At 56.7% G+C, this 26552-nt stretch carries 21 protein-coding genes; 17 read left to right on the top strand and 4 right to left on the bottom strand.

The window, feature by feature from the left end:
• The 5 genes from B060_RS0120865 to B060_RS0120845 form a co-directional block, all read left to right on the top strand.
• The coding region (locus B060_RS0120865; protein ID WP_018083152.1) for a fumarylacetoacetate hydrolase family protein at positions 1–296 on the top strand (296 nt) is incomplete at its 5' end.
• Positions 293–1039: an SDR family NAD(P)-dependent oxidoreductase gene (locus B060_RS0120860; RefSeq protein ID WP_018083758.1), complete on the top strand. Its 747-nt coding sequence runs from the start codon at positions 293–295 to the stop codon at positions 1037–1039. The genes B060_RS0120865 and B060_RS0120860, both read left to right, overlap by 4 nt.
• A 14-nt stretch (positions 1040–1053) precedes the next feature.
• Positions 1054–1941 (top strand): amidohydrolase family protein, encoded by an 888-nt coding sequence (locus B060_RS0120855; RefSeq protein WP_026173037.1) that lies wholly within the window; start codon positions 1054–1056, stop codon positions 1939–1941.
• Positions 1942–1961: 20 nt separating this feature from the next.
• Positions 1962–3041, top strand: coding sequence for an L-rhamnose/proton symporter RhaT (rhaT, locus tag B060_RS0120850; protein WP_018083756.1), 1080 nt, complete (start codon positions 1962–1964; stop codon positions 3039–3041).
• 149 nt (positions 3042–3190) lie between these two features.
• On the top strand, positions 3191–6400 hold the full coding sequence (locus B060_RS0120845) for an alpha-L-rhamnosidase (protein WP_018083755.1): 3210 nt from the start codon (positions 3191–3193) through the stop codon (positions 6398–6400).
• A 475-nt stretch (positions 6401–6875) separates the two neighbouring features.
• Here the strand turns inward: B060_RS0120845 and B060_RS0120840 are convergent, their stop codons facing one another.
• Entirely contained in the window at positions 6876–7556 is a 681-nt protein-coding gene (locus B060_RS0120840; protein ID WP_026173036.1) for a GntR family transcriptional regulator, read from the bottom strand.
• A 144-nt stretch (positions 7557–7700) separates the two neighbouring features.
• On the opposite strand from B060_RS0120840, the gene B060_RS0120835 reads away from it, so the two are divergent.
• The 7 genes from B060_RS0120835 to B060_RS0120805 all read left to right on the top strand — a co-directional run bounded on the left by B060_RS0120835 (position 7701) and on the right by B060_RS0120805 (position 17253).
• Positions 7701–8771 carry an aromatic ring-hydroxylating dioxygenase subunit alpha gene (locus B060_RS0120835; RefSeq protein WP_018083753.1) on the top strand — a complete coding sequence of 357 codons (1071 nt, stop codon included), beginning with the start codon at positions 7701–7703 and terminating at the stop codon, positions 8769–8771.
• Complete coding sequence (locus B060_RS0120830) at positions 8768–9718, top strand: PDR/VanB family oxidoreductase (RefSeq protein ID WP_018083752.1); 951 nt, start codon at positions 8768–8770, stop codon at positions 9716–9718. The genes B060_RS0120835 and B060_RS0120830 overlap by 4 nt, the downstream gene beginning before the upstream one ends.
• Positions 9719–10215: 497 nt before the next feature.
• Positions 10216–11961: a D-lactate dehydrogenase gene (gene dld, locus B060_RS0120825; protein WP_018083751.1), complete on the top strand. Its 1746-nt coding sequence runs from the start codon at positions 10216–10218 to the stop codon at positions 11959–11961.
• A gap of 66 nt (positions 11962–12027) precedes the next feature.
• Positions 12028–12306 carry a winged helix-turn-helix domain-containing protein gene (locus B060_RS28530; protein ID WP_081606972.1) on the top strand — a complete coding sequence of 93 codons (279 nt, stop codon included), beginning with the start codon at positions 12028–12030 and terminating at the stop codon, positions 12304–12306.
• 370 nt (positions 12307–12676) lie between these two features.
• Positions 12677–13606 carry a polysaccharide deacetylase family protein gene (locus tag B060_RS0120815; RefSeq protein ID WP_018083749.1) on the top strand — a complete coding sequence of 310 codons (930 nt, stop codon included), beginning with the start codon at positions 12677–12679 and terminating at the stop codon, positions 13604–13606.
• A 257-nt stretch (positions 13607–13863) separates the two neighbouring features.
• Entirely contained in the window at positions 13864–16077 is a 2214-nt protein-coding gene (locus tag B060_RS0120810; protein WP_018083748.1) for a beta-glucosidase, read from the top strand.
• A 549-nt stretch (positions 16078–16626) separates the two neighbouring features.
• Positions 16627–17253: a TetR/AcrR family transcriptional regulator gene (locus B060_RS0120805; RefSeq protein WP_018083746.1), complete on the top strand. Its 627-nt coding sequence runs from the start codon at positions 16627–16629 to the stop codon at positions 17251–17253.
• 32 nt (positions 17254–17285) lie between these two features.
• On the opposite strand, the gene B060_RS0120800 is transcribed toward B060_RS0120805, so the two are convergent.
• Both B060_RS0120800 and B060_RS0120795 read right to left on the bottom strand, forming a co-directional pair.
• Positions 17286–18731 (bottom strand): amidase, encoded by a 1446-nt coding sequence (locus tag B060_RS0120800; RefSeq protein WP_018083745.1) that lies wholly within the window; start codon positions 18729–18731, stop codon positions 17286–17288.
• Positions 18732–18827: 96 nt separating this feature from the next.
• Complete coding sequence (locus tag B060_RS0120795; protein WP_026173034.1) at positions 18828–20267, bottom strand: aspartate aminotransferase family protein; 1440 nt, start codon at positions 20265–20267, stop codon at positions 18828–18830.
• 374 nt (positions 20268–20641) lie between these two features.
• On the opposite strand from B060_RS0120795, the gene B060_RS0120790 reads away from it, so the two are divergent.
• From B060_RS0120790 to B060_RS0120780, 3 genes are read left to right on the top strand one after another with little or no spacing between them, the layout of a single operon-like run.
• Positions 20642–22261 (top strand): class I adenylate-forming enzyme family protein, encoded by a 1620-nt coding sequence (locus B060_RS0120790; protein WP_026173033.1) that lies wholly within the window; start codon positions 20642–20644, stop codon positions 22259–22261.
• Between the two features lie 27 nt (positions 22262–22288).
• Positions 22289–23629, top strand: coding sequence for a glutamine synthetase family protein (locus B060_RS0120785; RefSeq protein ID WP_018083742.1), 1341 nt, complete (start codon positions 22289–22291; stop codon positions 23627–23629).
• A gap of 5 nt (positions 23630–23634) precedes the next feature.
• Entirely contained in the window at positions 23635–24936 is a 1302-nt protein-coding gene (locus B060_RS0120780) for an NAD(P)/FAD-dependent oxidoreductase (protein ID WP_018083741.1), read from the top strand.
• Here the strand turns inward: B060_RS0120780 and B060_RS0120775 are convergent.
• Entirely contained in the window at positions 24933–25277 is a 345-nt protein-coding gene (locus B060_RS0120775) for a cupin domain-containing protein (RefSeq protein WP_018083740.1), read from the bottom strand. The two genes, B060_RS0120780 and B060_RS0120775, sit on opposite strands and share 4 nt — an antisense overlap.
• 177 nt (positions 25278–25454) lie before the next feature.
• Between B060_RS0120775 and B060_RS25430 the strand changes: the two genes are divergently transcribed.
• Positions 25455–26135, top strand: a complete 681-nt coding sequence (locus B060_RS25430) for an enoyl-CoA hydratase/isomerase family protein (protein WP_157405687.1) — start codon at positions 25455–25457, stop codon at positions 26133–26135.
• A 210-nt stretch (positions 26136–26345) separates the two neighbouring features.
• Positions 26346–26552 (top strand): helix-turn-helix domain-containing protein (locus B060_RS0120765; protein ID WP_018083738.1); only part of this gene is annotated, 207 nt, incomplete at its 3' end.

Raw genomic sequence — 26552 nt, 5'->3', positions numbered from 1 at the left:
ACCCGCAAGCCCTCGACATGTTCCTCGATGTCAACGGAAGCCGCATGCAGACCGGTAATACGCGCACCATGATCTTCCCGGTCGCCGAAGCGCTTAGCTATATCAGCCGCTTCGTAACCCTCCNGCCCGGCGACATGGTCATCACCGGCACACCGCCGGGCGTCGGTGAAGGCAAGAAGCCCGATCCGATCTATCTCAACGCCGGCGACGTGATGCACCTCGGCGTCTCGAAGCTCGGCGAACAAAAACAAACCGTTGTCCCCTTCACGCTTGAAGGCCTGGAGATACTTTCGTGATCTTTGAGAACCGCTATAAGGGCCGCACGGCCATCATAACCGGCGCCGCGTCCGGCCTAGGGAAGGCTGCGGCCGCCCGCATCGTGGCTGAAGGCGGCACGGTTGTACTATGGGATCTGAACGCCGAGGCGCTGGATATCGCAAAGGCTGAGACCGGCGCTGCCGGCGTTGTGGCACTTGATGTCTCGAATCGTGAGGCCGTGGCGGCCGCTGCTAAGCTCAGCCGCGATATCCTCGGCAAGATCGATATCCTGATCAACTCGGCCGGCATCACCGGCGCCACCGTGCCGGTATGGGAATTCCCCGTCGAGTCGTGGCTTAAGGTCATGGACATCAATCTGAACGGCACCTTCTACACCTGCCGCGAAGTCATCCCCTATTTGCTCGAAAACGGCTATGGCCGCATCGTCAATGTGGCGAGCGTGGCCGGCAAGGAAGGCAATCCCAACGCGTCCGCCTATTCGGCTTCGAAGGCGGGCGTGATCGGCCTGACCAAAAGCCTCGGCAAGGAACTGGCTACCAGGGGCGTGATCGTCAACGCCCTCACCCCGGCCACCTTCGAATCCCCCATCCTTGAGCAATTACCGGCCAGCCAGGTCGAATATATGCGCTCGAAGATCCCGATGGGACGCCTTGGCATTGTCGATGAATCGGCCGCCATCGTCTGCTTCATGGCCTCGGAAGAATGTTCCTTCACGACGGCCTCGGTATTCGACACATCCGGCGGGCGCGCAACCTACTAACGGAGAGAGAGGACATGGCCATAAAGCGATTTGTGGACGCTCATGTCCACCTCTGGCAATTGGAGCGGTTGCGCTATCCGTGGCTGACCCCGCCCTTTGCCGATGCCGGCCCCAACGGCAGCGTCGAGGCGATCGCCTCCGACTATACGCTTGCCGACTATTTCCATGACGCGGCCGGCTATCCGGTAGAAAAGATCGTCCATATCGACGCCGGAGCACACCCGGATGACGCGCTGAACGAAACGAAATGGCTGCAGTCCCTTGCCGATACCGGCGGCAAACCCAACGCCATCATTGCCTTCGGGGCCCTTAACAGTCCGGATATCGAGCCGCTTCTGGCCGGGCACGCGGAGCATGCCAATGTCCGCGGCATCCGTCATATCCTCAACTGGCATGCCGATCCCAAGCGTACCTATACCCCAAGCAATTTGCTCGACGATGACGCGTTTGCCTACGGTTACGGCCTGCTCGCCAAATACAATTTGTCATTCGATATTCAAATCTATCCCGGCCAGATGAAACAGGCGGCCGCCATGGCCGCCAAACACCCCGACATACCTGTTATTCTCAATCATATGGGCATGCCTATTGGCCCCGACTTGAGGGAATGGCGCGAGGGCCTGGCCGCGCTGGCCCCCCTGCCCCATACGGCGGTGAAGATTTCCGGTATGGGCTTTATAGATCGTCGGTGGACGACGGACTCGGTGCGCCCCCTGATCCTGCAAACCATCGAGACGTTCGGCCCCGATCGCTGCGCTTTCGCCAGCGATTTTCCCACCGACAAGCTGTTCAATGCTTACGGCAAGGCGCTGGACGCCTATGACGAGATTACCAAAGATTTCAGCGCCGATGAACGGGATAGCCTGTTCGCCGGCACGGCCGAACGCCTTTACAGACTATAACAAAAACACAGGAAACGCGAATGAACCCCAACCCTTTACTCGGCGTCCTCTTCCACTGGCTGGGCGGGCTGTCGTCCGCCAGCTTTTATGTGCCGTACAAGCGTATCAAGATGTGGTCGTGGGAAATCTTTTGGCTGACCGGCGGGGTATTCTCATGGATTCTGGCGCCGTGGATTGGCGCTTTTATCGGCAGCAAGGACCTGATTAGCGTGTTGGCGTCGACGCCCTCGCACACCCTGCTGATCTGTTACATGTGCGGTGCCGGATGGGGGCTCGGTGGCCTGACCTTTGGTCTGACTATGCGCTATCTCGGCTTGTCGCTCGGCATGGCGGTAGCGCTTGGCTTAACCACAGTCATCGGCACAGTAGGCCCGCCGATCTTCCAGGGCACCTTCGGTGAGTTGGTCGCCAAGCCCGGCAGCGCCTACACCTTTATCGGCATCGCCGTGGTCGTGGTCGGCATTATCATTGTCGCCATGGCGGGTAACGCCAAAGAAAAGCAACTGGCCAATGTGACGGGTGATGCCAGTGCACCGGATCGTGGCGAATTCGACCTCAAGAAAGGCTTCCTGATCGCGGTCTTCTCCGGCGTCATGTCGTCCTTCTTTGCCTTTGGTCTGGCGGCAGGCGACCCGATTCGCGAAGCAACCGCCGCGGCCGGGACCGGCCCGCTGTGGGTCGGCCTGCCGGTGTTGTGCGTCGTGTTGGCAGGCGGTTTCACCACCAACTTCCTGTGGTGCCTGTACCTGATCCTGAAGAACAAGTCGGCTGGCGAGTGGGGCGGCAAGCTATCCAAGGTTCACGTCGGTCAGGGCAAGGCGCCGCTCGTGGCCAACTACCTTCTGGCAGCGCTGGGCGGCACCTTGTGGTATTTCCAGTTCTTCTTCTACACCATGGGTGAAAGCCAGATGGGCAAGTTTGGCTTTTCGTCCTGGACGCTGCACATGGCCTCGATCATTCTGTTCTCTACCCTGTGGGGCTTTGCCCTGAAGGAATGGAAAGGCACGGCCAACAAGACGCGTTTCATGGTCTGGTTCGGTATCGGCACCCTGATCATCTCGACCGTGATCATCGGCATCGGCAATATGGTGGCGCAATAGATCAGACCCGATTCGAGTTACGCGTTCAGTCGCCACAAGCTTCACTTGCGCAGTAGTGTTGCAGCGGCGATCGACCACATTTTACGGAATTTCCTTTTGTCCTTTCCGGCGCAGCCTGCGCCAAACACAAATCAACAGCGGAGCCCCTCATGTCATTACGACCCTCACGTCGCGGTATTCTCGCCGGCACCGGCCTTGCCGGTCTTGTTGCAACCACCCCCACGCTTGCGGCCACCACGGGCAAGAGCTTGTACGTTTTGGGCCTGATGTGCGAAAACGTCGAGAATCCGCTCGGCGTGCAACTTCCAAATGTCAGGCTGTCGTGGCGTCTAGAAACGGCTGTACGCGGCACAATGCAGACCGCCTATCGGGTTCAGGTAGCGTCTTCTCTGGCCAAACTGAAAGCCGGCGATTTCGATTTGTGGGACAGTGGCAAGGTCGACAGCGACCAGGCTTTCGACGTGACCTATCAGGGAAAAGCGCTGAAAAGCCGCCAACGTGCCTGCTGGCAGGTTCGGGTATGGGACAATCACAGCCAGAGCGCGCTCAGCCCCGCCGCCTTCTGGGAAATGGGTCTCCTGTCACCCGCTGACTGGACCGGCCAGTGGCTGGCAGCCGAAGATGCCGAGATGCGCGGCGACCGAGAGGCTGGCCTGTACTGGTTTGGCGTCAAGCGCCCGGGCGAAGGTCAGACGCGCCGGGTCCGACTCAGCTTCACCCTTGACGGCGACGCCGAAGTGACCGTGATGACCATCGCCAATGTCGGCTATAAGCTGTTTATCGATGGTCAGGCCATCACCCTACCGCCCTATTCGCCGGTGGCCTTCGGCAAGCAGGGCACGGTCGAGACCTATGTCTCCCTGAAAGCCGGCAAGCACGCCCTTGCTGTGGCGCTAGATGATGTTACGGGCTGGGACGTCACCCCCGAAAGCCTGATCAAGTCCGCCCTGCTGGTACGCGCCAAGCTGAAAGACGGCCGCGTGGTCCGCGTCAATGACAAGACCGCCCTGACCTCGACCGACAATCCCGATACCTGGACGTCGCCGGCCTTCGATGACAGCGGCTGGTCGGCAGTCACGCTGATCCCTGGCAAGACCATGCCCCTGCCCGGCAAGGGCGCCTTTCTATTGCGCCGGGATTTCAGTGCGAAAGCACCCGTGACGCAAGCGCGCCTCTATGTAACGTCACTGGGCGCTTATGAGACCTATATTAACGGTCAGCGCGTCGGCGACGATCTTCTGGCGCCGGAGAGCACCGATTTCCGCAAACGCGTCCTCTATCGCGTCCACGATGTCACGGCCCTCGTTAAAAACGGGCAAAACGCCATCGGCGCTATGGTCGGTGACGGCTTCTACGGCAGCTATCTGGCTCCGGCTGGCCGTTACCCCTTTGGTGATGCCCCTTTGCGTTACATCGCGCAACTTGACCTGACCTATGCCGATGGACACACCGAGACCATCGCAACCGATGACCAGTGGTCCATATCGGCAGCCCCCGTCACCATGAGCGATATCTATGACGGCGAGGACTATGACGCCCGCCTTGAACAACCCGGCTGGGCCCGAGCTGGCTTCAAGGGTGATTCTCGCTGGTCACCCGTGACCCTCGCGCCGCCCGCCGCCGGCAAACTAGAGGGCATGATCAGCCCGCCTATCCGCCGCACGCGTACGCTGAAACCCGTCGCCACGAAACTGCTCAATGGCGCCTATGTCATAGATTTCGGCCAGAACTTCGCTGGCTGGGTCAGGCTACGAACCAAAGGCAACGCCGGTGACACCGTCACGCTGAAATTCGCCGAGGTCCTTAAGGCAGATGGCACGATCGACCAGTCCAACTTGCGCGCCGCGCGCGCCGTAGATATCTATATCCTGAAAGGTGATCCGGCCGGGGAAATCTTTGAGCCGCACTTCACCTACCATGGCTTCCGCTATGTCGAGGTGTCCGGCCTAAGCAGCGCGCCAAAGTCAGGCGATATCACCGGCATTGTCATCCATTCGGACCTTCAAGAGACCGGTCACCTGCGCATCGGCAATCCGATTATTCAGCAGTTGTGGCAAAATACCCTGTGGAGCCAGCGCTCCAACTTCGTCGGCATACCGACGGACTGTCCCCAACGTGACGAGCGTCTGGGCTGGATGGGCGACGCCAATGTCTTCTGGGACGCCGCCGCCTTCAACATGAATGTGGCCTCCTTCACCGAGCGCTGGCTGGGCGATGTGCGCGATGCGCAAAGCGCGGACGGCGCCTACAGCAATGTCTCGCCCGACACAATCGGTCCGGATTTTGGCACTGGCGCGGCGCCCGGGTGGGCTGATGCCGGTGTGATACTTGCGTGGACGACGTGGAAGCGCTTTGGCGATACGGCGGTGATCGACCAGCATTGGCAGTCGATGACGCGCTACATCGACTTCATCACCGCCAACAGCGACGACTTTATCTGGACGGAGAACCGCGGTGCCGATTTCGGCGACTGGCTGTCGTTCGATTCGAAAGAACCCGGTGACGACACCACGCCCAAGGATCTGATCGCCACCGCCATGTGGAAACATTCAGTCGACGCCCTAATAGATATGGCCAGAGCCACCGGCCGCGATGCCGGGACCTACGTTACTCTTTCGGCAAATATCAGGGCGGCCTTTACTAAGGCCTTTGTCCAGCCCGACGGCACGGTCAGCAATGAGTCCCAGACCGGCTATATCCTGGCCCTGCATTACGATCTGCTGCCAGAAGCCTTGCGCGCCCCTGCCGCCGCCAAACTTAAGGCCAATATCGAAAAGCGCGGTCATCTGACCACGGGCTTCCTCGGCACACCTTTCAGCCTCGATGCCCTGGCCGACGCTGGCTATAGTGAGACCGTCTACGACCTTTTGCTTCGCACCGCATATCCGTCATGGGGTTACATGGTGGCTAAGGGGGCGACGACCATCTGGGAACGCTGGAACGGCGATACCGGCGATGTGTCGATGAACTCGTTCAACCACTATTCACTGGGCGCGGTCACCGGGTTCGTCTTCCGCCGGATCGCCGGTATCGATCCGGTCGAAGCCGGTTTCAAAACTTTTAAAGTCGATCCGGTCATAGACCCGCGCGTCAAGACCGGCGGCGGCGAGTATAATGCAATGGCCGGCCGCCTGGCCACCGACTGGTCGCAAGGACCAAAGGGCAGTTTCGCACTCAGCGTGACCGTGGCCGCCAATACAAGAGCGAAGGTTTATTTGCCCACACCGTCGGCAGCTAAGGTGCGCGAAGGCGGCAAACCCATCGCCGGCCACCCAGATATTAGGTTTGTAGGCGCCGAAGGCAATCGAACGGCCGTCGAGATCGGCTCCGGCACCTATCACTTCGCTATCACCGCCTAAACTCTAAATCTTTTGACGACGATCCCATGACTTGAGGCTGTCACCGGCCTCCGGTTCCTGGCGGGAGAACAGCGACAGGGTCGTCGCCTGGCTAGGTTCGAGTGATTACGATTAACTGATTTATCGTAATGTCTCGCACATCGCCGAGCAGGCGACGCCCCTGTAGCGTCATACGAACGGCGCAAGCCTACGCCAATATCGTAACGAATCAGGCTGCAAGTCTTGTGAGAGACACAGTCTCCGTAGCGGTGCCTGAGCGCGGTCAGGTTCAGCTCACGCGACGCATCGCCACAAAGTGCAACCTTCCAAATAGCCTGTAGGGTGTGCCTTGGCGTCACAAATCTTCATCGTAAGTCACCGCAAAAAACTTGTCGAGATCACCAATAATCGATGGTACGCATCGTTTTTCGCTCATGCACCAGCCGGTCCGCGGCCCAAAGACCATAAGTATAGTTTGGTATCATTTGCGATACTTTCAGCCTTGGGCATTCTGAAGTATGTCAGTGTATGCTAAGGTGGCGTTAGCATGCTCCCGCATCAACGCTTCGGCGCGCACGCCCTGGCGCCTCAAAAGCGCGTCAACTATGGCATGATGTTGCATATGTGCGAAGTTCAGGCGCCGGTACTCACGGTCAAGTCGCGACTTGTCAGCCGCCAAAGCTTTTACAGAGGCAAAAGGCAGGTGATCGTTTCGAGCAAGGGCATCACGAATGGCTGAATTGCCCCCCACCCGAAGCACCGCTTCATGAAAGCGTATGTTTAGGTCCTCATAGGCTGCCAAATCCGCCTCCAAAAGAAAGCCTTTGGCAAATATGGCATCGCCATTGACCAAACAGTCTCGAAGGGCATTCTCGGTATCCGCGTCCAATCCCCGTTCAGCCGCACGTTGCGCCGCAAGCCCTTCGAGCACACCGCGCACTTCGACCGCCTCGATGATATTCTCAAGGGTGACTGAACGAACCGTGTAACCACGCACACCGACTTTCACCAGTAGCCCCTCTTGCTCGAGAGTCCTCAAAGCCATTCTCACTGGCATTCTGGAAACGCCAAGCATCTCTGATGTTGGTATTTCCGCCACGCGACTGCCAGCTGCCAATTCTCCAGAGCCGATCATCTGCCTCAATGCCACTAAAACCTGTTTGCCGGGTTTATTCACTTGCTTACTCCACGATCCCACACATTAACAATCAAACCAAAAAACGACAAGCATTGGCTCCAATAGCAAGAAGGCGTGTCGAAATATGTTGATTTCTGGCCTCTTCTATTCAATATTGGATCCAATTTAAAAAATGGAGGAAACATGCAATATCAGCCAGTTCGAACATGGCAGATGAATGCCTGGTACGTTGCTGCCCGAACCGAAGATCTCGGGCAATCTCCCCTTGGCCGTAAGATCTGCGGCGAGCAAATGGTTTTTTACCGGGACCAGTCTCATTCGCCTGTCGCCGTGGAGGATTTCTGCCCGCATCGCGGCGCGCCACTTTCCCTCGGACGCGTCGAAGGTGGCCGGTTGGTCTGTGGTTATCATGGACTGGTCATGGGGTGTGATGGGCGGACCGCGGAAATGCCCGGGCAACGTGTCCGCGGCTTCCCTCCTGTAAAGGCCTTCGCCACCCAGGAACGGTATGGCTTCATCTGGGTGTGGCCCGGCGATCAGACGAAAGTTGACATCGAGTTGCTCCCTAAGCTTGAGTGGGGGGACAATCCGGATTGGGCTTACGGCGGAGGCATGTACAACATCAAATGCGACTACCGCCTCATGATCGATAACCTTATGGACCTTACCCATGAAACCTACATTCACGCAACCAGCATTGGCCAAAAGGAAATAGACGAAGCTCCTGTTGCCAGCCGGGTTGAGGGCGACGAATCCATCACAGAGCGCTTCATGGAGAATATCCTGGCGCCTCCGTTCTGGCGCATGGCGTTGCGCGCAAATAACCTGGCCGACGACGTGCTGGTTGATCGGTGGCAAATCTGTCGCTTCTCGCCTCCCAGTCACGTCATGATCGAGGTGGGCGTAGCCCATGCGGGCCACGGTGGTTACCATGCCCCGAGCCACCTCAAATCTGCGAGTGTTGTCGTTGATTTTATAACGCCTGAAAGCGAGACGTCTCATTGGTATTTTTGGGGCATGGCACGAAAATTTAAGCCCGATGACATCGATCTGACCGCAAAGATACGCGATGGCCAAGGCGTGATCTTCGCTGAAGATATGGAGATGCTTGAACGCCAGCAGGCGAACCTTGCCGCCAATCCCAACCGAAACCTCCTGCGGCTGAATATTGACGCGGGAGGCGTTCAAGCCCGACGAATTATTGATCGGATGATTGCCGCCGAAGTCTTCGTAGAAACGGCTCCCGCTCAATGACGGAGGTTCTCATAAGCGGTATTGTGCAGGAAACCGAACTGATCCGACGGATAGAATTGAGACGGGAAGACGGTCAGCCATTGCCGCCATTCACTGCCGGTGCGCATATCGACGTGCATCTTCCAAACGGCCTAGTTCGGCAATACTCGTTGTCGAACAGCCCACGATCAACGCAATTCTACGAACTAGGTATCCGAAGAGAAGCCCTCTCGCGTGGCGGGTCTGATTGGATCCATACCGCCAGGCCCGGTGAGCGTGTCCGGATCAGTGCGCCACGCAACCTGTTCCCTTTGGCGGATAACGCCAGACGGCATCTGCTGTTTGCCGCAGGCATCGGCATCACGCCGATCATGAGCATGGTGCGCAGCCTGCAAGCAGTTGGCGGAGATTTCGAGATCTTCTATTCGGTGCAAAGCCGCAAAGACGCGGCATTCCTCTTTGACCTTGAAGCTTTGAAACTTGGAGCCAAATTCAAATTTCTGGCGGATGGGCGACACGCCGCAATGGCTACAATCAATGCGGCGATCTCCCATCCGGTAACAGAGACCCACCTCTATGTTTGCGGCCCCCGGAGCTATGTCGACACCATTTTATGCGAAGCCAGACAAAAGGGCTGGTCCGAGAAACAACTGCATACTGAAGCATTTGCGCCATCGTCATCGACAGCCTTAAGCACGGATAATGCCTTTACGGTTCTGCTTAAGCGGTCTGGCCGCAGAATAACAGTCACTGCGGACATGACCGTCGCAAAAGCTTTGGAACTTCAAGGAGTCGCACTGCCGGTATCTTGTGAACAAGGTATCTGTGGCACATGCCTGACAAGGGTCTTGAGTGGTGTGCCCGAGCACCGTGATCAGTATCTCACCGATGAAGAACGGGGCCTGAACGACCAATTCACGCCCTGCTGTTCCCGATCCCAAACACCTGAATTAATCTTGGACCTGTAAGGGTGTCGCCCCAACTCAGCCCCATTTTGTTGCGCCCCGCTTGAGCTTTGAGCCGATATCCAGGGCACAAATCTTTCCCAATCTATCCGCTGGAGGGCCCTGAAGACGCTCGCATCGTGCTCTTTTTCGTCGAGTTGACCACCTTCAAGAGTCCGTATCCGCTCACGGTCAATCAAGAATGGTTCGCTCTGCGGTCTTCTACATAAATCACGCACTCAGTTAAATCACGTTCGAAACCACGTCGATCAAGGGAAAAGCTTTCGAGCGGCCGTTCCTGAGTTTGTCTCATATGTGGGGAATTTTTTCGGACACTTTTGGGATTAAACCAGCGGGTAAAAATAGTAGCTTAGAGCGCGAATATGATCCCCTCAGATCGGAAGACGCTGAGGACGTTCACTCAACAAAAAACCACAAAACTTCGATCAAGCCTGAGCGATTTGATAAAGCTTTGTCGAGCTATCAAATTGTCTCCACACGATTAGTGGTCGGAAATCCGGATGGGTAAAATTATGGTGGCAGAAAAATCGATCGGAGCGACGATACGCGAGCGTTCGCTCGCTATGAATAACGCGCTGCTTGCAAAACTTGAAGTACTGGTCGGCAGGAAACACTTGCTAATTTCTGACCACAGAACACGCGCCTATCGAACTGGGTTTCGATACGGCGGCGGAAATGTATTAGCAGTTGTCAGGCCAGGCAGCTTGATCGAGCAGTGGTACGTCCTATGCGCATGCGCAGAAGCGAACAAAATCGTCATCGTTCAGGCGGCCAACACAGGACTGACGGGTGGATCAACCCCAGACGGCAATAACTACGATCGAGATATTGTCATCATCAACACGCTTCGAATGAATAAGATTCAACCTTTAAAGGGCGGTGAAGAAGCGATCTGCTTTCCTGGAGCGACGCTTGAGCAGCTTGAACGCGATCTTGCCAAACTTGGACGCGACCCTCATTCGGTTATTGGCTCATCTTGTATCGGAGCATCGGTAATTGGTGGCGTCAGCAACAATTCCGGCGGTGCCTTAATTCAGCGAGGTCCTGCCTACACTGAGCTAGCCCTTTTTGCTCGGTTGGGTACAGATGGTGGGCTGACCTTGGTAAATCACCTCGGTATCGAGTTAGGTTCTGATCCTGTTGAAATATTGCAAAGGCTGGACTCAGGAACGTATTGCGACCAAGACCTCGCGCCAAAAGGAAAGCGCGTGGCCTCTGCGACGGATTATGCCAATCTCGTTCGCGACATAGATGCAGACACGCCGGCGCGGTTTAACGGGGACGAAAGTAAACTATTTGAGGCTTCAGGTTGCGCGGGGCGCGTGATTGTCTTTGCTGTCCGCCTCGATACGTTCCCTAAGCCCGGGCGGACCCAGACATATTATTTAGGGACAAACAGCCCTCAACATTTCACCGATCTACGACGCGAAATGTTAGCTAGGTTTTTCGCGTTGCCGGTGTCTGCCGAGTACCTGCATCGTGAAGCTTACGACATGGCAGTGAAGTATGGCAAAGACATCTTCTTGATGATTTACCATCTGGGCACTTCGTCAATTCCGGTATTATTTCAACTCAAAAGTCGATTTGAAGCGATTTTGGAAAAGCTGGGCTTAAAACGACTGGCATTTACGGATCGCTTTTTGCAATTCGCGAGCGGTCTGTTTCCAAACCAAATCCCAAAACGCGTCAGAGCATTTAGGAATAAATTTGAGCACCATTTAATCCTTACCATGTCAGACCAGGGCATTGATGAGGCTGAGAGGTATCTTTCCGCGGCATTTAAAGGTGAATGGTTCAAATGCACGCAAGACGAGGGACGCCGTGCCAGCTTAAATCGATTCGCAGCAGCCAGTGCGGCTATACGGTATCGCGCACTATCTGACAGCAAGGTCAACGGCATGATCGCCTTGGATATTGCACTACCTCGCAATGAAAGGAACTGGTTTGAGAGCCTGCCGAGCAATATCGAACAAGGCGTGAGTCATAAGCTGTATTACGGGCATTTCTTCTGCCATGTTTTCCATCAAGACTACATTGTCCGTAAAGGCCATGATGCGGAACAAATCGAATCGGAGATGCTCAACCTATTGGACCAGCGTGGCGTACGGTATCCAGCCGAACACAATGTCGGTCATCACTATAAAGCTTCAGCGCCCATGGTTGAGTTTTATAAGAAACTTGACCCCAGCAACAGTTTCAATCCTGGAATTGGCAGGACAACGAAATGCACCCATTGGCGGTGTTAAAAATTGGCGCGTACTTTAGACTTCGTCCACGGCAGCCAGTTGCTCCAGAGCCTGGCTTGACACGCAATGGCTAATATAACTGTTTTGTTGGGCCTGAAGGCCTGTCACATCCGGCTCCCAGCACAGCCACACGTCCGTATTCTTGCGATACATAGAGTTGCTCAGCTCAGTTCTCGCTTGAACCGGATCCTCAATGGCTTGGGCTATCGCAAGCTCTCGGCGCGCCCCAAGCATCATGAGCAAAACGAGTACGCCCTTGAGGGTTTTAAGAATAGTTCGGTCAATTACATGCCCACACACACCTTAAGTCAACATAAGTGTGGAAAACACGTCTATTTCATATGAGGCACGTGTTAGCGACAATGACAAGCTTTGCATGATCGCCGCGGCGGCACCTCCGCCGCCCTTCCAACCGCCCTACGGCGCATCTGCACTTCGCTCAGAAAACACATCGATCATCCCCGGGCACCTACGGGCAACAACTGAATCAGTCCAGCGGTCGAACTGTAAAAAATTTAGTGGCCCTAAGGCTAAGCGCCTTATCAGACAGGCTGGCGCCGATTGCTCGCCACCGCAGCGATCATGCAAAGCAGCTCATTGTTGCTAGCATCTACTTTACATGAAATGTATCAAGTTTTTGTTCAACATATATGTTGACTTAAAGTGTGAATGCGCTTGTATTTGCTACTCTGGCCGGTATACGAGGAGACCGCTTATGAAATTGCCCATGATCATGGCCTTTGCGATCGGCCTTGTGGCTGGATCAGCCTGTACGGATGCGCGAGCGCAAACACCCGGGTTCGAAGTCGCTATTACGGTCGACGACCTGCCAGCCCACGGCGACCTGCCACCGGGCGTAACGCGCGAAAAGGTGGCGGCAGATTTTCTGGCGGCGCTTAAAGCAGCCAATGTCCCAGAGGCCTACGGTTTCATCAACGGCGTCTATGTCGCCCAAGATACCTCGACCTATAAGACACTGCAAATGTGGCGCGATGCCGGCTACCCGTTAGGCAATCATGGCTTTTCACACATGAACATCAATGACGTCGGGTTGGCAGCGTTCGAAGGCGACATCGCTGGCAATGAAGAGCTGCTCACCAGCCTGATGGCCGGCGAAGACTGGCATTATTTGCGCTTTCCCTTCCTCGCCGCTGGCACCGATCCGACCTTGCACGCCGGTATAATGGCCTATCTAAAGGACCATGGTTACAAAATTGCAGATGTCTCGATCAACTTCAACGACTGGGCCTACACCGACACCTATGCCCGCTGCATGGTCAAAGGCGACCAAGCGGCGATCGAAAAGATGAAGTTGCAATACATGGCGGGCGTGAAGGCCTCGATTGCCGTGGCGCGCTACGGCTCACAAAAGGTTTACGGCCGCGAGATCGCGCACGTACTGCTGCTCCACGAAGGCGCCTTCACCGCCTTGATGCTGCCCCAGGTGATAAGGGAATTCGAGGCCGAAGGCGCCCGCTTTGTCACGCTCGGTCATGCCGAACGGGACGCGGCCTATGCGGATGACGAAGACCATGCCGGCGATGGTATCGTCATAGAGCGCAAGGCCAGAGAAAAAGGCATTGATATCGTGAACGGCGCGCCGACCTTGGGCGATATCTCAAACCTATTCGAGCTGTGTCAGTAGGGGGTGCAGCATGTGTCAAACCCTCAAGGACAGTTGCCAAAGCAGCGCCGTGGGCATGTTGAATTGGGTGATATCGCCATGACTTCGACAACGCTCCCTAGCTAAGACTTCAGAGAGTCCTTTCGATACCCACTGGCGATCGTTCGCGACCGCTTCTCTTCCGTTTCATATTCTTACGCGCGCCCTCCCCTTTGAGCTCCGACCTTTGTTTTCAATCAACTCATGTCGTCGAACGGCATAATTCTGAGGAACACTCCATGAAACCAACCTATTCTATTGGCGCCAAACTATCGAGAGCCGTGTCAGCCACGGCCCTCCTTGTTGCCTTGGCCCTACCGTTGAGCGCTGCAGCCGCCGAGACAGCTCCCTGGCTGGATAAATCCTTGAGTGCTGATCAGCGCGCCATCCTGCTGGATAAGGCGTTGACGCCGGAAGAGCGCTTGGGTCTGGTGCATGGCCCAATGGCCTTGGCCTTCGAGCCCGGCGAAAAATTGCCGGAGGGCGCGATCGGGTCGGCCGGCTTCATTCGGGGCGTTCCGCGCTTGGGCATACCCGCGCAGCAGCAAAGCGATGCGGCCCTGGGCGTCACCAATCCTGAAAATGTGCGCCCGGGCGATACCGCGACCGCCCTCCCGTCGGGTTTGCTGCTGGCCGCAACCTTTAATCCCGACATCGCCTTCAGAGGTGGAGCAATGGTCGGCCAGGAAGCCCGCTCACGCGGCATCAATGTCCAGTTGGCCGGCGGCGTCAACCTCGCGCGCGATCCACGCGCCGGCCGCAATTTTGAATATGTTGGCGAAGACCCCCTGCTGGCGGGCATGATTGCCGGGTCGGGGATTAAAGGCATTCAAAGCCAGCACATCATCTCGACCATGAAACATTTCGCGATCAACGACCAGGAAACGGGACGGAACTTTGCCAACAGCGTCATTTCCGAATCCGCCATGCGTGAATCGGATCTGCTCGCATTTCAGATTGCGCTCGAGGTCGGCCAACCTGGCTCGGTGATGTGCGCATATAATCTGATCAACGGTGCGTATGCTTGCGGCAACGACCACCTTTTGAACACAGTCCTGAAAGGGGATTGGGGTTATAAAGGCTACGTCATGTCCGACTGGGGAGCCGTTAAATCGATGAACTTCGTCATGAAGGGCCTCGACCAGCAGTCAGGTGAACAATTGGACGAGCAGGTCTGGTTCGGCGAGCCGCTCAAAGCGGCGATCGCAAGCGGCGCGGTACCAGCGGCCCGCCTCTCCGATATGTCGCGTCGGCTTCTGCGCTCGATGTTCATCGCCGGTTTCTTCGATTCGCCCGCGCCGGTCAAGGTTGACCGCGCGGTTAATGCCGAGGTGTCGCGTCAGGCGGCAGCCGAGGGCATTGTCCTGCTAAAAAACGAAGCCAATCTTCTGCCCCTGGCTTCAACCGTCAAGAATATTCTCATCGTCGGCGGCCATGCGGATGCCGGTGTATTGTCGGGCGGCGGCTCAACCCAAGTCACCTCTGATGTCAAACAACTGGCGGTTCCAATTGGCGGCGAAGCTGTGATGGCGGACGTCATGTACTTCCACCCCTCCTCTCCCGTGCAGGCCTTGAAGGAACGCCTGCCAAACGCGACCATCCGGTTTGACACGGGCCGGTATCCGGCGGAGGCCGTACGTAAGGCCAGGGAGGCTGACTTGGTAATCGTGTTCGGTAATCAGTGGATGGCCGAAGGTGAGGATGCCGCCGATCTCAGCCTGCCGGATGGGCAAGACGCGCTTATCAGCGCTGTGGCCGAAGCGAATGCCCACACGGTTGTGGTCCTTCAAACCGGCGGCGCCGTTGCCATGCCCTGGCTTTCCAAGACGCCAGCCGTGGTCGAAGCTTGGTATTCCGGACAGAAGGGTGGCGAAGCTATTGCCGACGTGTTGACCGGCGCGGTCAATCCCTCGGGCCGCCTGCCTGTCACCTTTCCGCTCTCCATCGACCAATATCCGCGCACCGTTATGCCAGGACTCGGCCTTCCCGATGGCCAGGTGTTCGAAGTCCGCTATGACGAGGGCGCCGATATCGGATACCGTCGTTTCGCGGCACTCAAGCAGAAGGCACTGTTCCCGTTCGGTCGGGGCCTGTCCTATACGCAATTCGCCTATTCCGATGTGAAAGTGACCGGGGGCAAGAGCCTGACGATTAGCTTCAAGGTGACCAATACCGGCAAGGTCGCGGGGAAGGACGCGCCGCAAGTCTATCTGGACCAGGCGCCAGCAGGAGCGATAAAGCGTTTGATTGGGTTCTCCAAGGTGTCGTTGGCACCGGGCGAAAGCAAGACCGTAACGGTGACGGCCGACCAGCGTCTGCTGTCGCGGTTCGATGAGACAACCCGCACGTGGATCCAGACTGCTGGACAATACGGCATATCCGTCGCGCACGACGCCGAGGACGACGGCGTCAAAGGCTCAAGCACCCTCGTCGGATCCACTCGCAAACCGTAGTCTGTTGAAATCTATATTGCTCTGACCACGAACTGACTAAGCCTCGGGGGGCGACTTCCGAAACCCTCCGAGGCCTGTAAGAAAACTGGCGATTGCCGATGTTGCGCGCGAAGCGGAAGTGTCCATTAAGAGCGTTTCCAGCGTTCTCAATCACCAGCACTTCATAAGCCTACAACGCGCCCCCCCATTCAGGAGATCATAGGCTTCAAGCCGAACGCCGCAGCCGGTTCCTTGCCCGGCTTCCACAGCTATCGGATCGGACTCGTGATCTACGGCGGCGAAATCCACTGGACCTGTAGCGCATGCAAACCGGTGTCATGTGGTCCTTGTACCGTCACCGCTAGCCAAATGATCATGGAGCCCATGCAGGGCTAGGAGCGCGAGGATCGCCTCACGCTTCGACGCGATAATCGTTTCGCCGGAGATGTGCGACGATTCCGTCATAGTCGATATGGGGTTTTCAGCATTCCTGTTCAGATAATTTTGTTGACAATTTTCAGTCAACTAGCACTAGGTAACGCATTATTTTAGCGGGCTGAATTAAACAACATGGGACGTCGCAATCAATCAGTTGAGAAAAAGGCACTTATCGTTAACGCCTTCATGCACGCGGTACACGACCTGGGCTTCGACAGCGCAACTATGGGAGAGGTAGCATCGCGTGTTGGTCTTGACCGCAGTTCTATACACCATTACTTTAAAACCCGTGAGCTACTTGTAGACGAAGCCGGCGCGCATATCTCCAAAACATATCTCGAGCGAGTTGCAGCATCAATCTCGTCTTTGTCCAGCAAAAACAGGTTCAATTATCTGATTGAATACCTGTTCGGAGAGGGCTTCCACGACAAATTTTTAGCCAATTTGATCGACGAACTGAGCGCTGCTGCCAACCGGAACACATCAATTGAGAACTCCGTTCGTCATATCTATAAATCTGTCGAAGAGATGATAATTGCGGAGGTAGATGCAGCCTATCCCGATACCAAGCGAGCGATGCGGCGCGACCTGGCCTATGCAGTGAATGCGCTAGTTGAAGGATATACTGTTTTTAAGAGTATGAACTGGGGAAGCGATCGTCAAAAGGCCGCTCGTAAGGCAGCTTTCAAGCTCGTAGCGATATTCGAGCTTGAGTCGGCCGGAACGCTGAAGCTTCAGACGCCGCAATTGGAGCCTTAACACGTTTTGTGTTCAGTCCAGGCTTTTGCCGGCTAAGGAAGAAAGCCAGGACGCACGTTTAGCCAAGAAGTAACGCCTTCGTAGGCTGCTGCGGCGCGTAATACGCCCTTATCGTCGCGTTGGCGCCCGACAATCTGCAAACCAACCGGTAACCCTTCCGTTGTAAAGCCACAGGGTACAGAAATCGCCGGATGGCCAGTGTGACTGAAGGGTTCAGTCAGCCTGTGGAACTCAATTTCAGGATACTCTATCTTCTCACCCGCAATGAATTCCGCGCCCGCAACAGAACCGGCATGCGGAAACGCCGAAAGCGGCATGGTCGGCAACACTAGAAGATCATAGTCTCTAAAAACATCCGAGAAGGCTTTAAAGGTCTGCACTCGCTCGTTCGTGAGCAAATTCCAAAAGCTTGTCGCAGACATCGTATGCCCATCTTTGACCAATTTGGCCAAGCCGGGATATTTGTTCTGAATATTGGTAACGAACCTTGGTTCCTTGTCGCCGAAGATAGCGAGCGCGGGCCCCCAATAAGAGCGGAAATAGTCGATGGGGTCGGGGATCGAGATATCGATCAAGTCAACCGCCGCGCCGAGATCCCGCTCGAAAACAGATACAGCCGTTCTAACAATAGCGGCGACCTCCGGATCGACCGGCCCGCGTCCGAGGTCCGGGCTATAGGCGATGCGGAGGCCTTTCACAGCGCCCGCTCTGAGATCGGCCACATAATCAACGCCAACCTCGCTTAGCATATATGGCTCATCGTCAACCGGCCCCGCCATGACGGACAGAAGAAGAGCCACATCGGCAACCGTGCGCGCCATGGGGCCAAGGGCGTCGACCGTGCAGAAAGGGGTTGCCTCGTCACCGCGGGGAATGCGCCCATGCGACGGTTTGAGACCTACGACGCCGCAGCAGGCCGCCGGGATGCGAATAGAGCCGCCGCCGTCGCTACCGACCGCCAGTGGACCGAAGCCCGCCGCAAGTGCTGCGGTTGCCCCTCCGCTGGAGCCGCCGACACAGTGCCCTAGTTTCCAAGGATTATTAGTCGTGCCCAAAATTGCATTCTCTGTTACGCCCAGCCAGCCATAGGGGGGCGAAGACGTTTTTCCGAGGAGGGCCGGTCCGGTTGCTTTCAGTCGCGCCCAGCTGGGAGCGTCACGTTCGGGTACATTGCTGAGGCACTCGGGCACACCGAACGTCGTTATGACGCCGGCTGTCTCGGTCAAGTCCTTGACGGAGATAGGCAGCCCGGTCAGCTGTGGAATTGTCGCATGATCCTGAGTCCTGAAGGCTGCTTCAGCCTTCATTGCATCCGCACGTGCGCATTCCGCCGTTACTGTGATGAAGGCATGCACTTTTGGGTCAAGCGCCTCTATCCGGGTGAGGACCGCTTCGGTTACTTCGACGGGGGACAAGGTGCCGTCTCGAAAGTGGCGCGCCAGTTCAACGGCGGGGGTGAAGATTAAATCGTCGTCCATGGGAACCTTTGAGCGTTCATTGACGTGGAAACTAGAGTGACAGATAAGGCTGGATTATAGAATACCGCAAACCGGACTGGCTCGCGGCGCGCTTCATCAAGTCATCGCTTCTTCGGCGACCACGTCGAGCGATCGGAGCAATGGATCCGCTGCGTTCAACGCCTTTTCGATGATGCTTACAAGTTCGTCAATCTCGGCTTCACTGATAGTCAGAGGTGGACACATGACGATCGAGTCGCGAATGGCTCGCACCATCAGCCCACCTTCGATACACAGGTCGCGCACGATAGGACCGGCCGTGCCTTCAGCGCCCCCGAAGCGCTGATTCGTGCCTTTGCGAGAAACGATTTCGATAGCCCCGATAAGGCCCAGCGAGCGGACTTCACCGACAAGAGGGTGGTCGCTCAGCCGCTTAAGGGCGTTGGCAAAGTATGGGCCCGTAACGGTTTTTGTCCGTCCGACCAGGCCTTCAGATTCCAGAATCTCAATATTGGCCAGGGCCACGGCCGCACAGGTTGGGTGGCCCGAATAGGTGAAGCCGTGGGCGAATTCGCCGCCCTTCTCCACCATGAGATCTACGATATGCCGGGAGACGCCGACCGCCGAGATCGGAAGGTACCCCGAAGACATACCCTTGGCCATGGTGATCAAATCGGGTTTAATTCCAAAGTATTGGTGTCCGAACCAATGGCCGAGACGTCCAAAGCCGCAAATCACCTCGTCGCAAACGAGCAAAATGCCGTATTTGCGGCAGATGGCCTCGACCTGGGGCCAATAGGTATTCGGCGGAATAATCACGCCACCGGCGCCTTGAACGGGCTCGCCTATAAAGGCGGCGACATTTTCTGGGCCAACAGCCAGAATCCGTTCTTCAATCGTGTTGGCCACGCGCGTCGCAAAGGCTTCGGGCGTTTCGTCAAACCCCTCGCCAAACTGGTAGGGCTGATCGACATGCTCGACGCCCGGAATTGGCAGGCCGCCTTGTTCATGCATGAAGGTCATTCCACCAAGCGACGCACTGGCAACCGTCGAGCCGTGGTAGGCGTTTTTGCGGGAGATGAAAATCTTACGCTTCGACTCACCCTTGAGGTCCCAGTAGTAGCGAACCAGACGGAATATCGTGTCGTTCGCCTCCGAGCCGGAATTATTAAAAAAGACGTGGGTCAGGTCTGGATTACCGATGGCCATCTTCTCGGCGATTTTGGCGGCCAGTCGTACTGGCGGCGGCGTCGCCGTCTTGAAAAAGGTGTTGTAGAACGGAAGCTCCAGCATCTGATCATAAGCAGCCTCCGCCAGTTCCTTCCGGCCATAGCCGATATTGACACACCACAGACCGGCCATACCATCAAGCATGGTGACGCCCTCGCCATCGGTGATACGGCAACCCTCGGCGCTGACAATAAAGCGCGCCCCGCCTAGCTCATGCTGAACCTTGTAATCGCTTTGCGGCGGCAAGTGATGTGCCACATCCATCTGCTTCAACGCGGTAATGTCGTAGCTTTTCCGCGAAGAAATTAAGGCGCTAGAACGGGTCATAGAAGGTCTCCACTTATGGCCGACACGGATCGGGCCCATTTTTCTACAATCCATGCCACTTCGCCGTTGGACTGGATTCAATAACGACCCAAGATGTCAATTTTGTCAACACCCCCGTTTGCATTCAAATTTCTCGAATGGAAAAATGCGACCGAAGGCGACCAGAGCAATAGAAGAAACTTGATATTGGCCCTGAAAAAGGCCGCTTCGGGGAGTCTTAAGCCACAAGCCGGCGCAAAAGGCGCTACGGACCACGCTATTTATCAACACATATGTTGACTTTTTGCCCGTTTGGGGGAAAGGTCAACTTTATAAAGCAGCTCGGAAATGGCTGAAGCCACCTTCCGCAGCCTACTCGAAAGGTCCTCTTCCGCATGATGCTCACCCAGTCCGCTCAAAGCCCGTCCGCCCGCTCTATCGAGGACGTTGCATTTCCAGAGACAGTCGGTGACTTGGTCGAGCGTGCTGCACGACTTTACGGTGACAAGATTGCCATTGATTTCTTCGAGAACGGCACGGCCTTGTCGTTCAATGCTCTGCATGATCAGGTGTGTCGCCTGAGCGGCGGTCTGGCTCAAATCGGCGTGCAAAAAGGCACGCATGTACTGGTCTTGATGAGCAATCGCATAGAATTTCCCCTTGCCTGGCTCGCACTGGCTCGGCTGGGCGCGGTCATGGTACCGGCAATTGCCAGCCTGACGGAGAAGGAACTGCGGTTTATTGTAGAAGATGCTGATGTCGACTTCCTGATCGCAGAGGCGTCCTTGCTGGCGGACAAGGGCATCGCAGTTTCTGACCTGGGTCTGCGGCCACTAAGTAAAACTATCATTGTCGGCGACGAAACCTCGGCAGCGCATGTCTTCGAAGCCGTGCTAGCGTCGGGCGATCCTGATTTTGTCCCGTTATCGCCGCCCAAACGCTCTGATCTTCTAAACATCCAATACACATCGGGGACGACCGGCCTGCCCAAGGGCGTCATGCAGAGTCATAGATATTGGATCATTTGCGGGCCTGCCTTTTCTGAGGCGCTGGACAACCGATTTACCACCGTCCTGGCGGACCATCCGTTCTTCTACATGGATCCGCAGTGGATGCTTTTGTTTGGGCTCTACAGTGGCGCCCGGGTCGATTTCACCAATGGCCTGAGCTTGCGTAAATACATTGGCTGGCTGGCTGACCGGAAGACTGAATTTACGTGGCTTGCGGATCCCATTTTGAAGTCGGGCCCAAACCCGCTTGAGAAGGAAACGACGGTCAAGTTGTTTCTCGGCTATAATTTGACACCAACGATGATCAAGGAGGCCGAGGGGCGTTTTGGCGCCCGCGTGCGCGAAGCCTATGGCATGACGGAAATAGGCAGCGGTTTGCAGGTTCCATTTGACTTCGGGGATCCCGATATAATTGGCACCGCCGGGCTTCCTGCGCACTTTCGGACCTGCCGCATTGTCCGGGCCGATGGCACCGAGGCCGCGGTGGATGAGCCTGGCGAGCTCTGGGTCAGAGGTGACGGGCTGTTCGATGGCTATTACAATCGCCCCGACGCCAACAAGGAGGTGATAATCGACGGCTGGTTTCTGACCGGTGACCTGGCCACGAAAAACGCCAAGGGCTACTTCAAGCTGGTTGGACGCCTCAAGGACATGGTCAAGCGCAGCGGCGAGAACATCTCCTGCAACGAAGTCGAGCAGGTGCTCGTGGACATGCCGGAGATCTTTGCCGCAGCGGTAGTGAGTGTTCCCGATCCGCACCGCGACGAAGAGGTGAAGGCCTATGTGCAATTGAACGAAGGCCTACACCCGGAGGATGTACCACCTCAGGTCATCCTAGCCCACTGCGCCGAGCGCCTCGCGAAATTCAAGCTTCCCCGTTACGTCGAGTACGTCACCCAGTTCTCCTACACCTCGTCGGACAAGATCGCCAAACGCGAACTTACGGCAGCATCGGACGATCTTAGGGTAGGCGCCTTTGACCTCTTGGACAATATCCGGCGCTAAGCGCCCCGCAACTTTCTGGAGACTGCCATGACGACCTCTTTCAAAACATGGATCGAAGATAATAGTATTACCGAGATCGAGTGTCTCGTTCCCGATATGAACGGCGTCATTCGCGGCAAGGTCCTGCCAGCGACCAAGTTCATCAAATCGGAGGCGGATGGCTCGCTGCGCATGCCGTCAAGCGTATTCTCGGTGTCGATTACCGGCGAATATGCAGGCGATTCGGATGAAGCCTATGCCGACCGCGATTTGATCCTCGTACCTGACGCGTCCACCCTGCATATCGCGCCTGGATACAAGAGCGCGACCGCCTTCGTGTTTGCCGACACGCGCATGCCCGATGGCTCGGCATGGCCGTCCTCGCCCCGACACATTCTGAAGGAAGTCCTGGCACTCTACGCCGCAAAAGGCTGGACGCCCATAGTCGCGCCGGAGTTGGAATTTTACCTGACCGCCATCAATGCAGATCCTGACCTGCCTCTTATGCCCCCGATCGGACGATCCGGCCGGGCCGAGACCGCGCCTCAGCCCTACGGCCTTGAGTCGATCACCGAGTATGAGGATCTGGTCGAAACCATCTATGAGCACGCCGAGATCGCCGCTCTGCACCTGGACACCATGATCCATGAGTCAGGCGCAGGTCAGCTGGAGATCAACTTCCATCACGGTGACCCGCTACAACTCTCCGACCAGGTCATTGTCTTCAAGCGCATCGTACGCCAGGCCGCCCTCGCCCATGGCGTCTATGCCACCTTCATGGCCAAGCCGATGGCTGACCAGCCCGGCTCGGCGATGCATCTGCACGTGTCGATCATCGACTCGGAAGGCACGAACCTGTTCTCCACCCCAACCGGCGCAGATTCGGACCTTTTCCGCCATTTCGTCGGCGGCTTGCAGACCTACTTGCCAGAAATAGCCCCTCTTTTTGCCCCAACGGTCAACTCGTTCCGCCGCATGCGTCCAAGCCATTCCGCACCGATCAATGTGCAATGGGGCAAGGACAATCGTTCGTGCGGACTGCGTGTGCCCACGGCCGATGCCCAGAACCGGCGCATCGAAAACCGTCTGCCTGGTGCCGATGCCAATCCCTATCTTGCCATCGCATCGTGCTTGCTCGCAGGCTACCTCGGGATAGAGGAGCAGCTTGAACCGGCTGCCCAGGTCGGCGGCAACGCCTACGTTCATCCAAGGACGCTCCCTAAGACCTTGGAAGAGGCGCTGGAGCGGTTCGCAGTCTGCGCGCCGGTTCGGAAATACCTAGGTGACGCATTTGTCGATGCTTTCCTGTGCATCAAGCAATTAGAACTGGATCACTTTCAGGGGGTTATCAGCTCGTGGGAGCGCGATCACCTGCTTCTTAAGGCCTAGGTCAGATGGACGATCAGGGAAAGATCGGCCCCCGTTTCAATGACGGGCTGAACATGGCTGGAAGCTACTACGGCGCAACTGCGACCTTGCCTGCCCTACATGCGCCCCTTGCTGAAGATCTCGATGTCGATCTCTGCGTGGTCGGCGGCGGCTGCACCGGACTATCCACCGCTCTTCACGCCGCAGAACGTGGCCTGAGCGTAGTTGTGCTCGAAGGCGGACGGGTGGGGTTCGGTGCGTCCGGTCGCAACGGCGGACAGTTGATCCCGGGCTTGCGCAAAGGGGCTTCCGAGCTGATCGAGCTCTATGGTGCCACGCAAGCCCACGCTTTGTTTCAGGCAGGCCTTGACGCCCGCGAGACCGTTTTGTCTCTCATCCGTCGGTTCAATATAGACTGCGATCTAAAACTCAACGGCCATCTGCTGGCGGCAGTCAAAAGCGACCATGCGCGCGATTTCGCCGCCGAGATCAAGGCGCTGAACACACTGGGATATTTCGAGGCGGAGGCGCTGTCTCCGTCCGAGACCATGTCTCTGGTTGGCTCTGCCTATGCCGGCGGCTTGCTTGATCACCAAGGCGGCCATTACCATCCGCTCAAATACACGCTTGGGCTCGCCGCTGCAGCAGAGCGCGCCGGCGCGCGGATTTTTGAGGCAAGCCCGGTCATCGCCCTTGACCGAGGCAAGACGCTTTGTGCGCGGACGGCCACGGCCATTGTCCGCGCCAAACGGGTCATGCTCGCCGGCGACGCCTATCTTGCAGGGATTTATCCGCCGGTCGAGAAGCGCTACATACCGATTGGGAGCTACATCGCCGTCACCGCGCCGCTACGTTCGCCAGAAGCATTTATACGCCAGGACTTGGCCGTGTCCGACACGCGTTTCGTCGTCAACTATTTCCGGCTTACGAAAGATGGGCGTCTTTTATTTGGCGGGGGCGAAAGCTATTTCCCGCGTCCTCCCCGCGACATGGCGGCGTTTGTACGCGGGCCATTGACGCAGACCTTTCCACAACTGAGGAACGTCAAAATCGACTATGTCTGGGGCGGGCAAGTCAGCGTCACGATGAGCCGGCTTCCGCACATCGGGCGAGATGGCGACATCTACTTCGCGCACGGCTATTCAGGCATGGGCGCACTTATGTCGACCCATGCCGGCAAACTGATCGCTGAGGCCATGTCCGGCGATGAAGGCACCCTAGACCTGTTTCAAAAAGCTACGCCGTCAGCATTTCCGGGCGGCCACCTGCTCAGAACGCCTTTACAGGCGCTTGGGATGCTTTGGTTTGCCCTGCGAGATCGCCTCTAGTCGATGGCGACGAAGGTCTTCAAAACGGTATCGATCACCTCCCAAACACCACGATAGCCGGGACGAAAGACCAGATGGTCACCCGCCTGGACGCTCACGCCCGGCTCGCCATCTTCGGTTACGACTGCCCGGCCTTCCAGCAGTGTGCAGAATTCCCATTCGTCGTAAGCCACGCGCCATGCGCCAGGGGTCGACGCCCAGAGGCCGGCCGTGGTCTTGTCATCAGGCGTATCGAGTATCCAGGTTTTAAAGACGGGCGTTCCATGGACAAGCCGCTCCGGCGGCGGGCCGCCAATCAAAGGTTCCGGTAGTGTGCTGGGATCGAAGCTTTGAAAATACATGTTTTTAGACCTTGTATGATAGTATCAATCCGATCGAGCAGCGCGTGCGCAGACTCCATTGATAAACGGATTAACCCCGTTTGGGTATAAACCACGACCTAATTTGTCAACACATGCGTTGACAAATTGGGTCAAATAGCGACTTATTCGGTGCAGGATAGATGCGAGGTAAGCTCAGTGTTGAACTTTGAAAAGCGCGACGGCGTTGCCATTCTGACGCTTGAGAACGGGCGATTGAACATTTTTACGCGCGAGCAGCATGAACGTCTTTATCGCGCCTTGCTTCGGTTCCTGAGGGACGACGATCTCAAGGTGGCCATCCTTACTTCGGCACCCGGTCAATCGTTCAGTGCGGGTGACGATCTGAAAACGGTCGACGAACCCTTTGGCGATGCGCCGGACTGGTCGGAACTCACCACGCTTATGCCACGCAACAAACCCATCATTGCCGGGGTTCGCGGCTATTGCCTGGGCCAGGGCGTTGCGCATCTCCTGCGACTAACTGACATCCGTTATGCCTCGCCTGACGCGCTGTTTGGTTTGCCTGAAATCAAATATGGCATGGGGGGCGGTGGTAGCATCTCAGGGCTAAGCCAGCAGGTACCGTCGGTGATCGCCATGCATATGGCCCTGACCGGTGAGCCAATCTCAGCGAAGGTCGCCGCAGACTGCCACCTCATCAATGGCGTCGTCGAGGACGAGGCTCTGCTTTCAACCTGCCTCGAGGTGGCTCAGAAGATCGCGGCCCATCCATTGGATGCTATCAAGACCGAGTTGTCGCCAGCTGTCCGTGCGACGGCCTCCAGCGCCTATCTCGCCATGTCGCAACTGACGGACATATGGGACCGCAGAGACTAGGCCCTGTTGACATAAGTTGGCATCCATAGTTTGACCGAGGCGAGCGATCCGGCCTTTTCCGATAGTACCGGCGATAATGCCGAGATCAGCGCAAACGGCCGCCTTGTCCTAACCTCCCGCAGTGCCTTGCGGATCGGTCTGGCTGCTTACTAGTGTTGTGGAATCAACGGATGGATTCCCTTGATCTTGCAAATATGCGAGTCTGTGTCGATGGACATGGACAAAAGGCTGTTGCTGTCGCCTGAGGCTCGGGTGCGGTTGGAAGGTTGGGTGGCGGACCGGAACACGCCGCAGAAGCTTGTTTGGCGTGCGCGGATCGTGCTGATGTGGGCGGACGCGGCGAGTTTGGCGTCGATTGTGCGGACGCTGGGCAAGACCAAGAAGACGGCCTACCGCTGGCGCGATCGTTATCTTGAG

The sequence above is a fragment of the Asticcacaulis benevestitus DSM 16100 = ATCC BAA-896 genome (genome assembly GCF_000376105.1).
In the GTDB taxonomy this organism is placed as follows: domain Bacteria; phylum Pseudomonadota; class Alphaproteobacteria; order Caulobacterales; family Caulobacteraceae; genus Asticcacaulis; species Asticcacaulis benevestitus.
The sequence above is the reverse complement of the archived record's forward strand: the minus strand, read 5'-3'. Positions and strand labels throughout refer to the sequence as shown.

Coding starts and splice junctions, on each gene's coding strand:
- B060_RS0120855 (WP_026173037.1), top strand. CDS start 1,054: ATGGCCATAAAGCGATTTGTGGACGCTCATGTCCACCTCTGGCAATTG.
- rhaT (WP_018083756.1), top strand. CDS start 1,962: ATGAACCCCAACCCTTTACTCGGCGTCCTCTTCCACTGGCTGGGCGGG.
- B060_RS0120845 (WP_018083755.1), top strand. CDS start 3,191: ATGTCATTACGACCCTCACGTCGCGGTATTCTCGCCGGCACCGGCCTT.
- B060_RS0120835 (WP_018083753.1), top strand. CDS start 7,701: ATGCAATATCAGCCAGTTCGAACATGGCAGATGAATGCCTGGTACGTT.
- B060_RS0120830 (WP_018083752.1), top strand. CDS start 8,768: ATGACGGAGGTTCTCATAAGCGGTATTGTGCAGGAAACCGAACTGATC.
- dld (WP_018083751.1), top strand. CDS start 10,216: ATGGGTAAAATTATGGTGGCAGAAAAATCGATCGGAGCGACGATACGC.
- B060_RS28530 (WP_081606972.1), top strand. CDS start 12,028: ATGGCTAATATAACTGTTTTGTTGGGCCTGAAGGCCTGTCACATCCGG.
- B060_RS0120815 (WP_018083749.1), top strand. CDS start 12,677: ATGAAATTGCCCATGATCATGGCCTTTGCGATCGGCCTTGTGGCTGGA.
- B060_RS0120810 (WP_018083748.1), top strand. CDS start 13,864: ATGAAACCAACCTATTCTATTGGCGCCAAACTATCGAGAGCCGTGTCA.
- B060_RS0120805 (WP_018083746.1), top strand. CDS start 16,627: ATGGGACGTCGCAATCAATCAGTTGAGAAAAAGGCACTTATCGTTAAC.
- B060_RS0120800 (WP_018083745.1), bottom strand. CDS start 18,731: ATGGACGACGATTTAATCTTCACCCCCGCCGTTGAACTGGCGCGCCAC.
- B060_RS0120795 (WP_026173034.1), bottom strand. CDS start 20,267: ATGACCCGTTCTAGCGCCTTAATTTCTTCGCGGAAAAGCTACGACATT.
- B060_RS0120790 (WP_026173033.1), top strand. CDS start 20,642: ATGATGCTCACCCAGTCCGCTCAAAGCCCGTCCGCCCGCTCTATCGAG.
- B060_RS0120785 (WP_018083742.1), top strand. CDS start 22,289: ATGACGACCTCTTTCAAAACATGGATCGAAGATAATAGTATTACCGAG.
- B060_RS0120780 (WP_018083741.1), top strand. CDS start 23,635: ATGGACGATCAGGGAAAGATCGGCCCCCGTTTCAATGACGGGCTGAAC.
- B060_RS0120775 (WP_018083740.1), bottom strand. CDS start 25,277: ATGTATTTTCAAAGCTTCGATCCCAGCACACTACCGGAACCTTTGATT.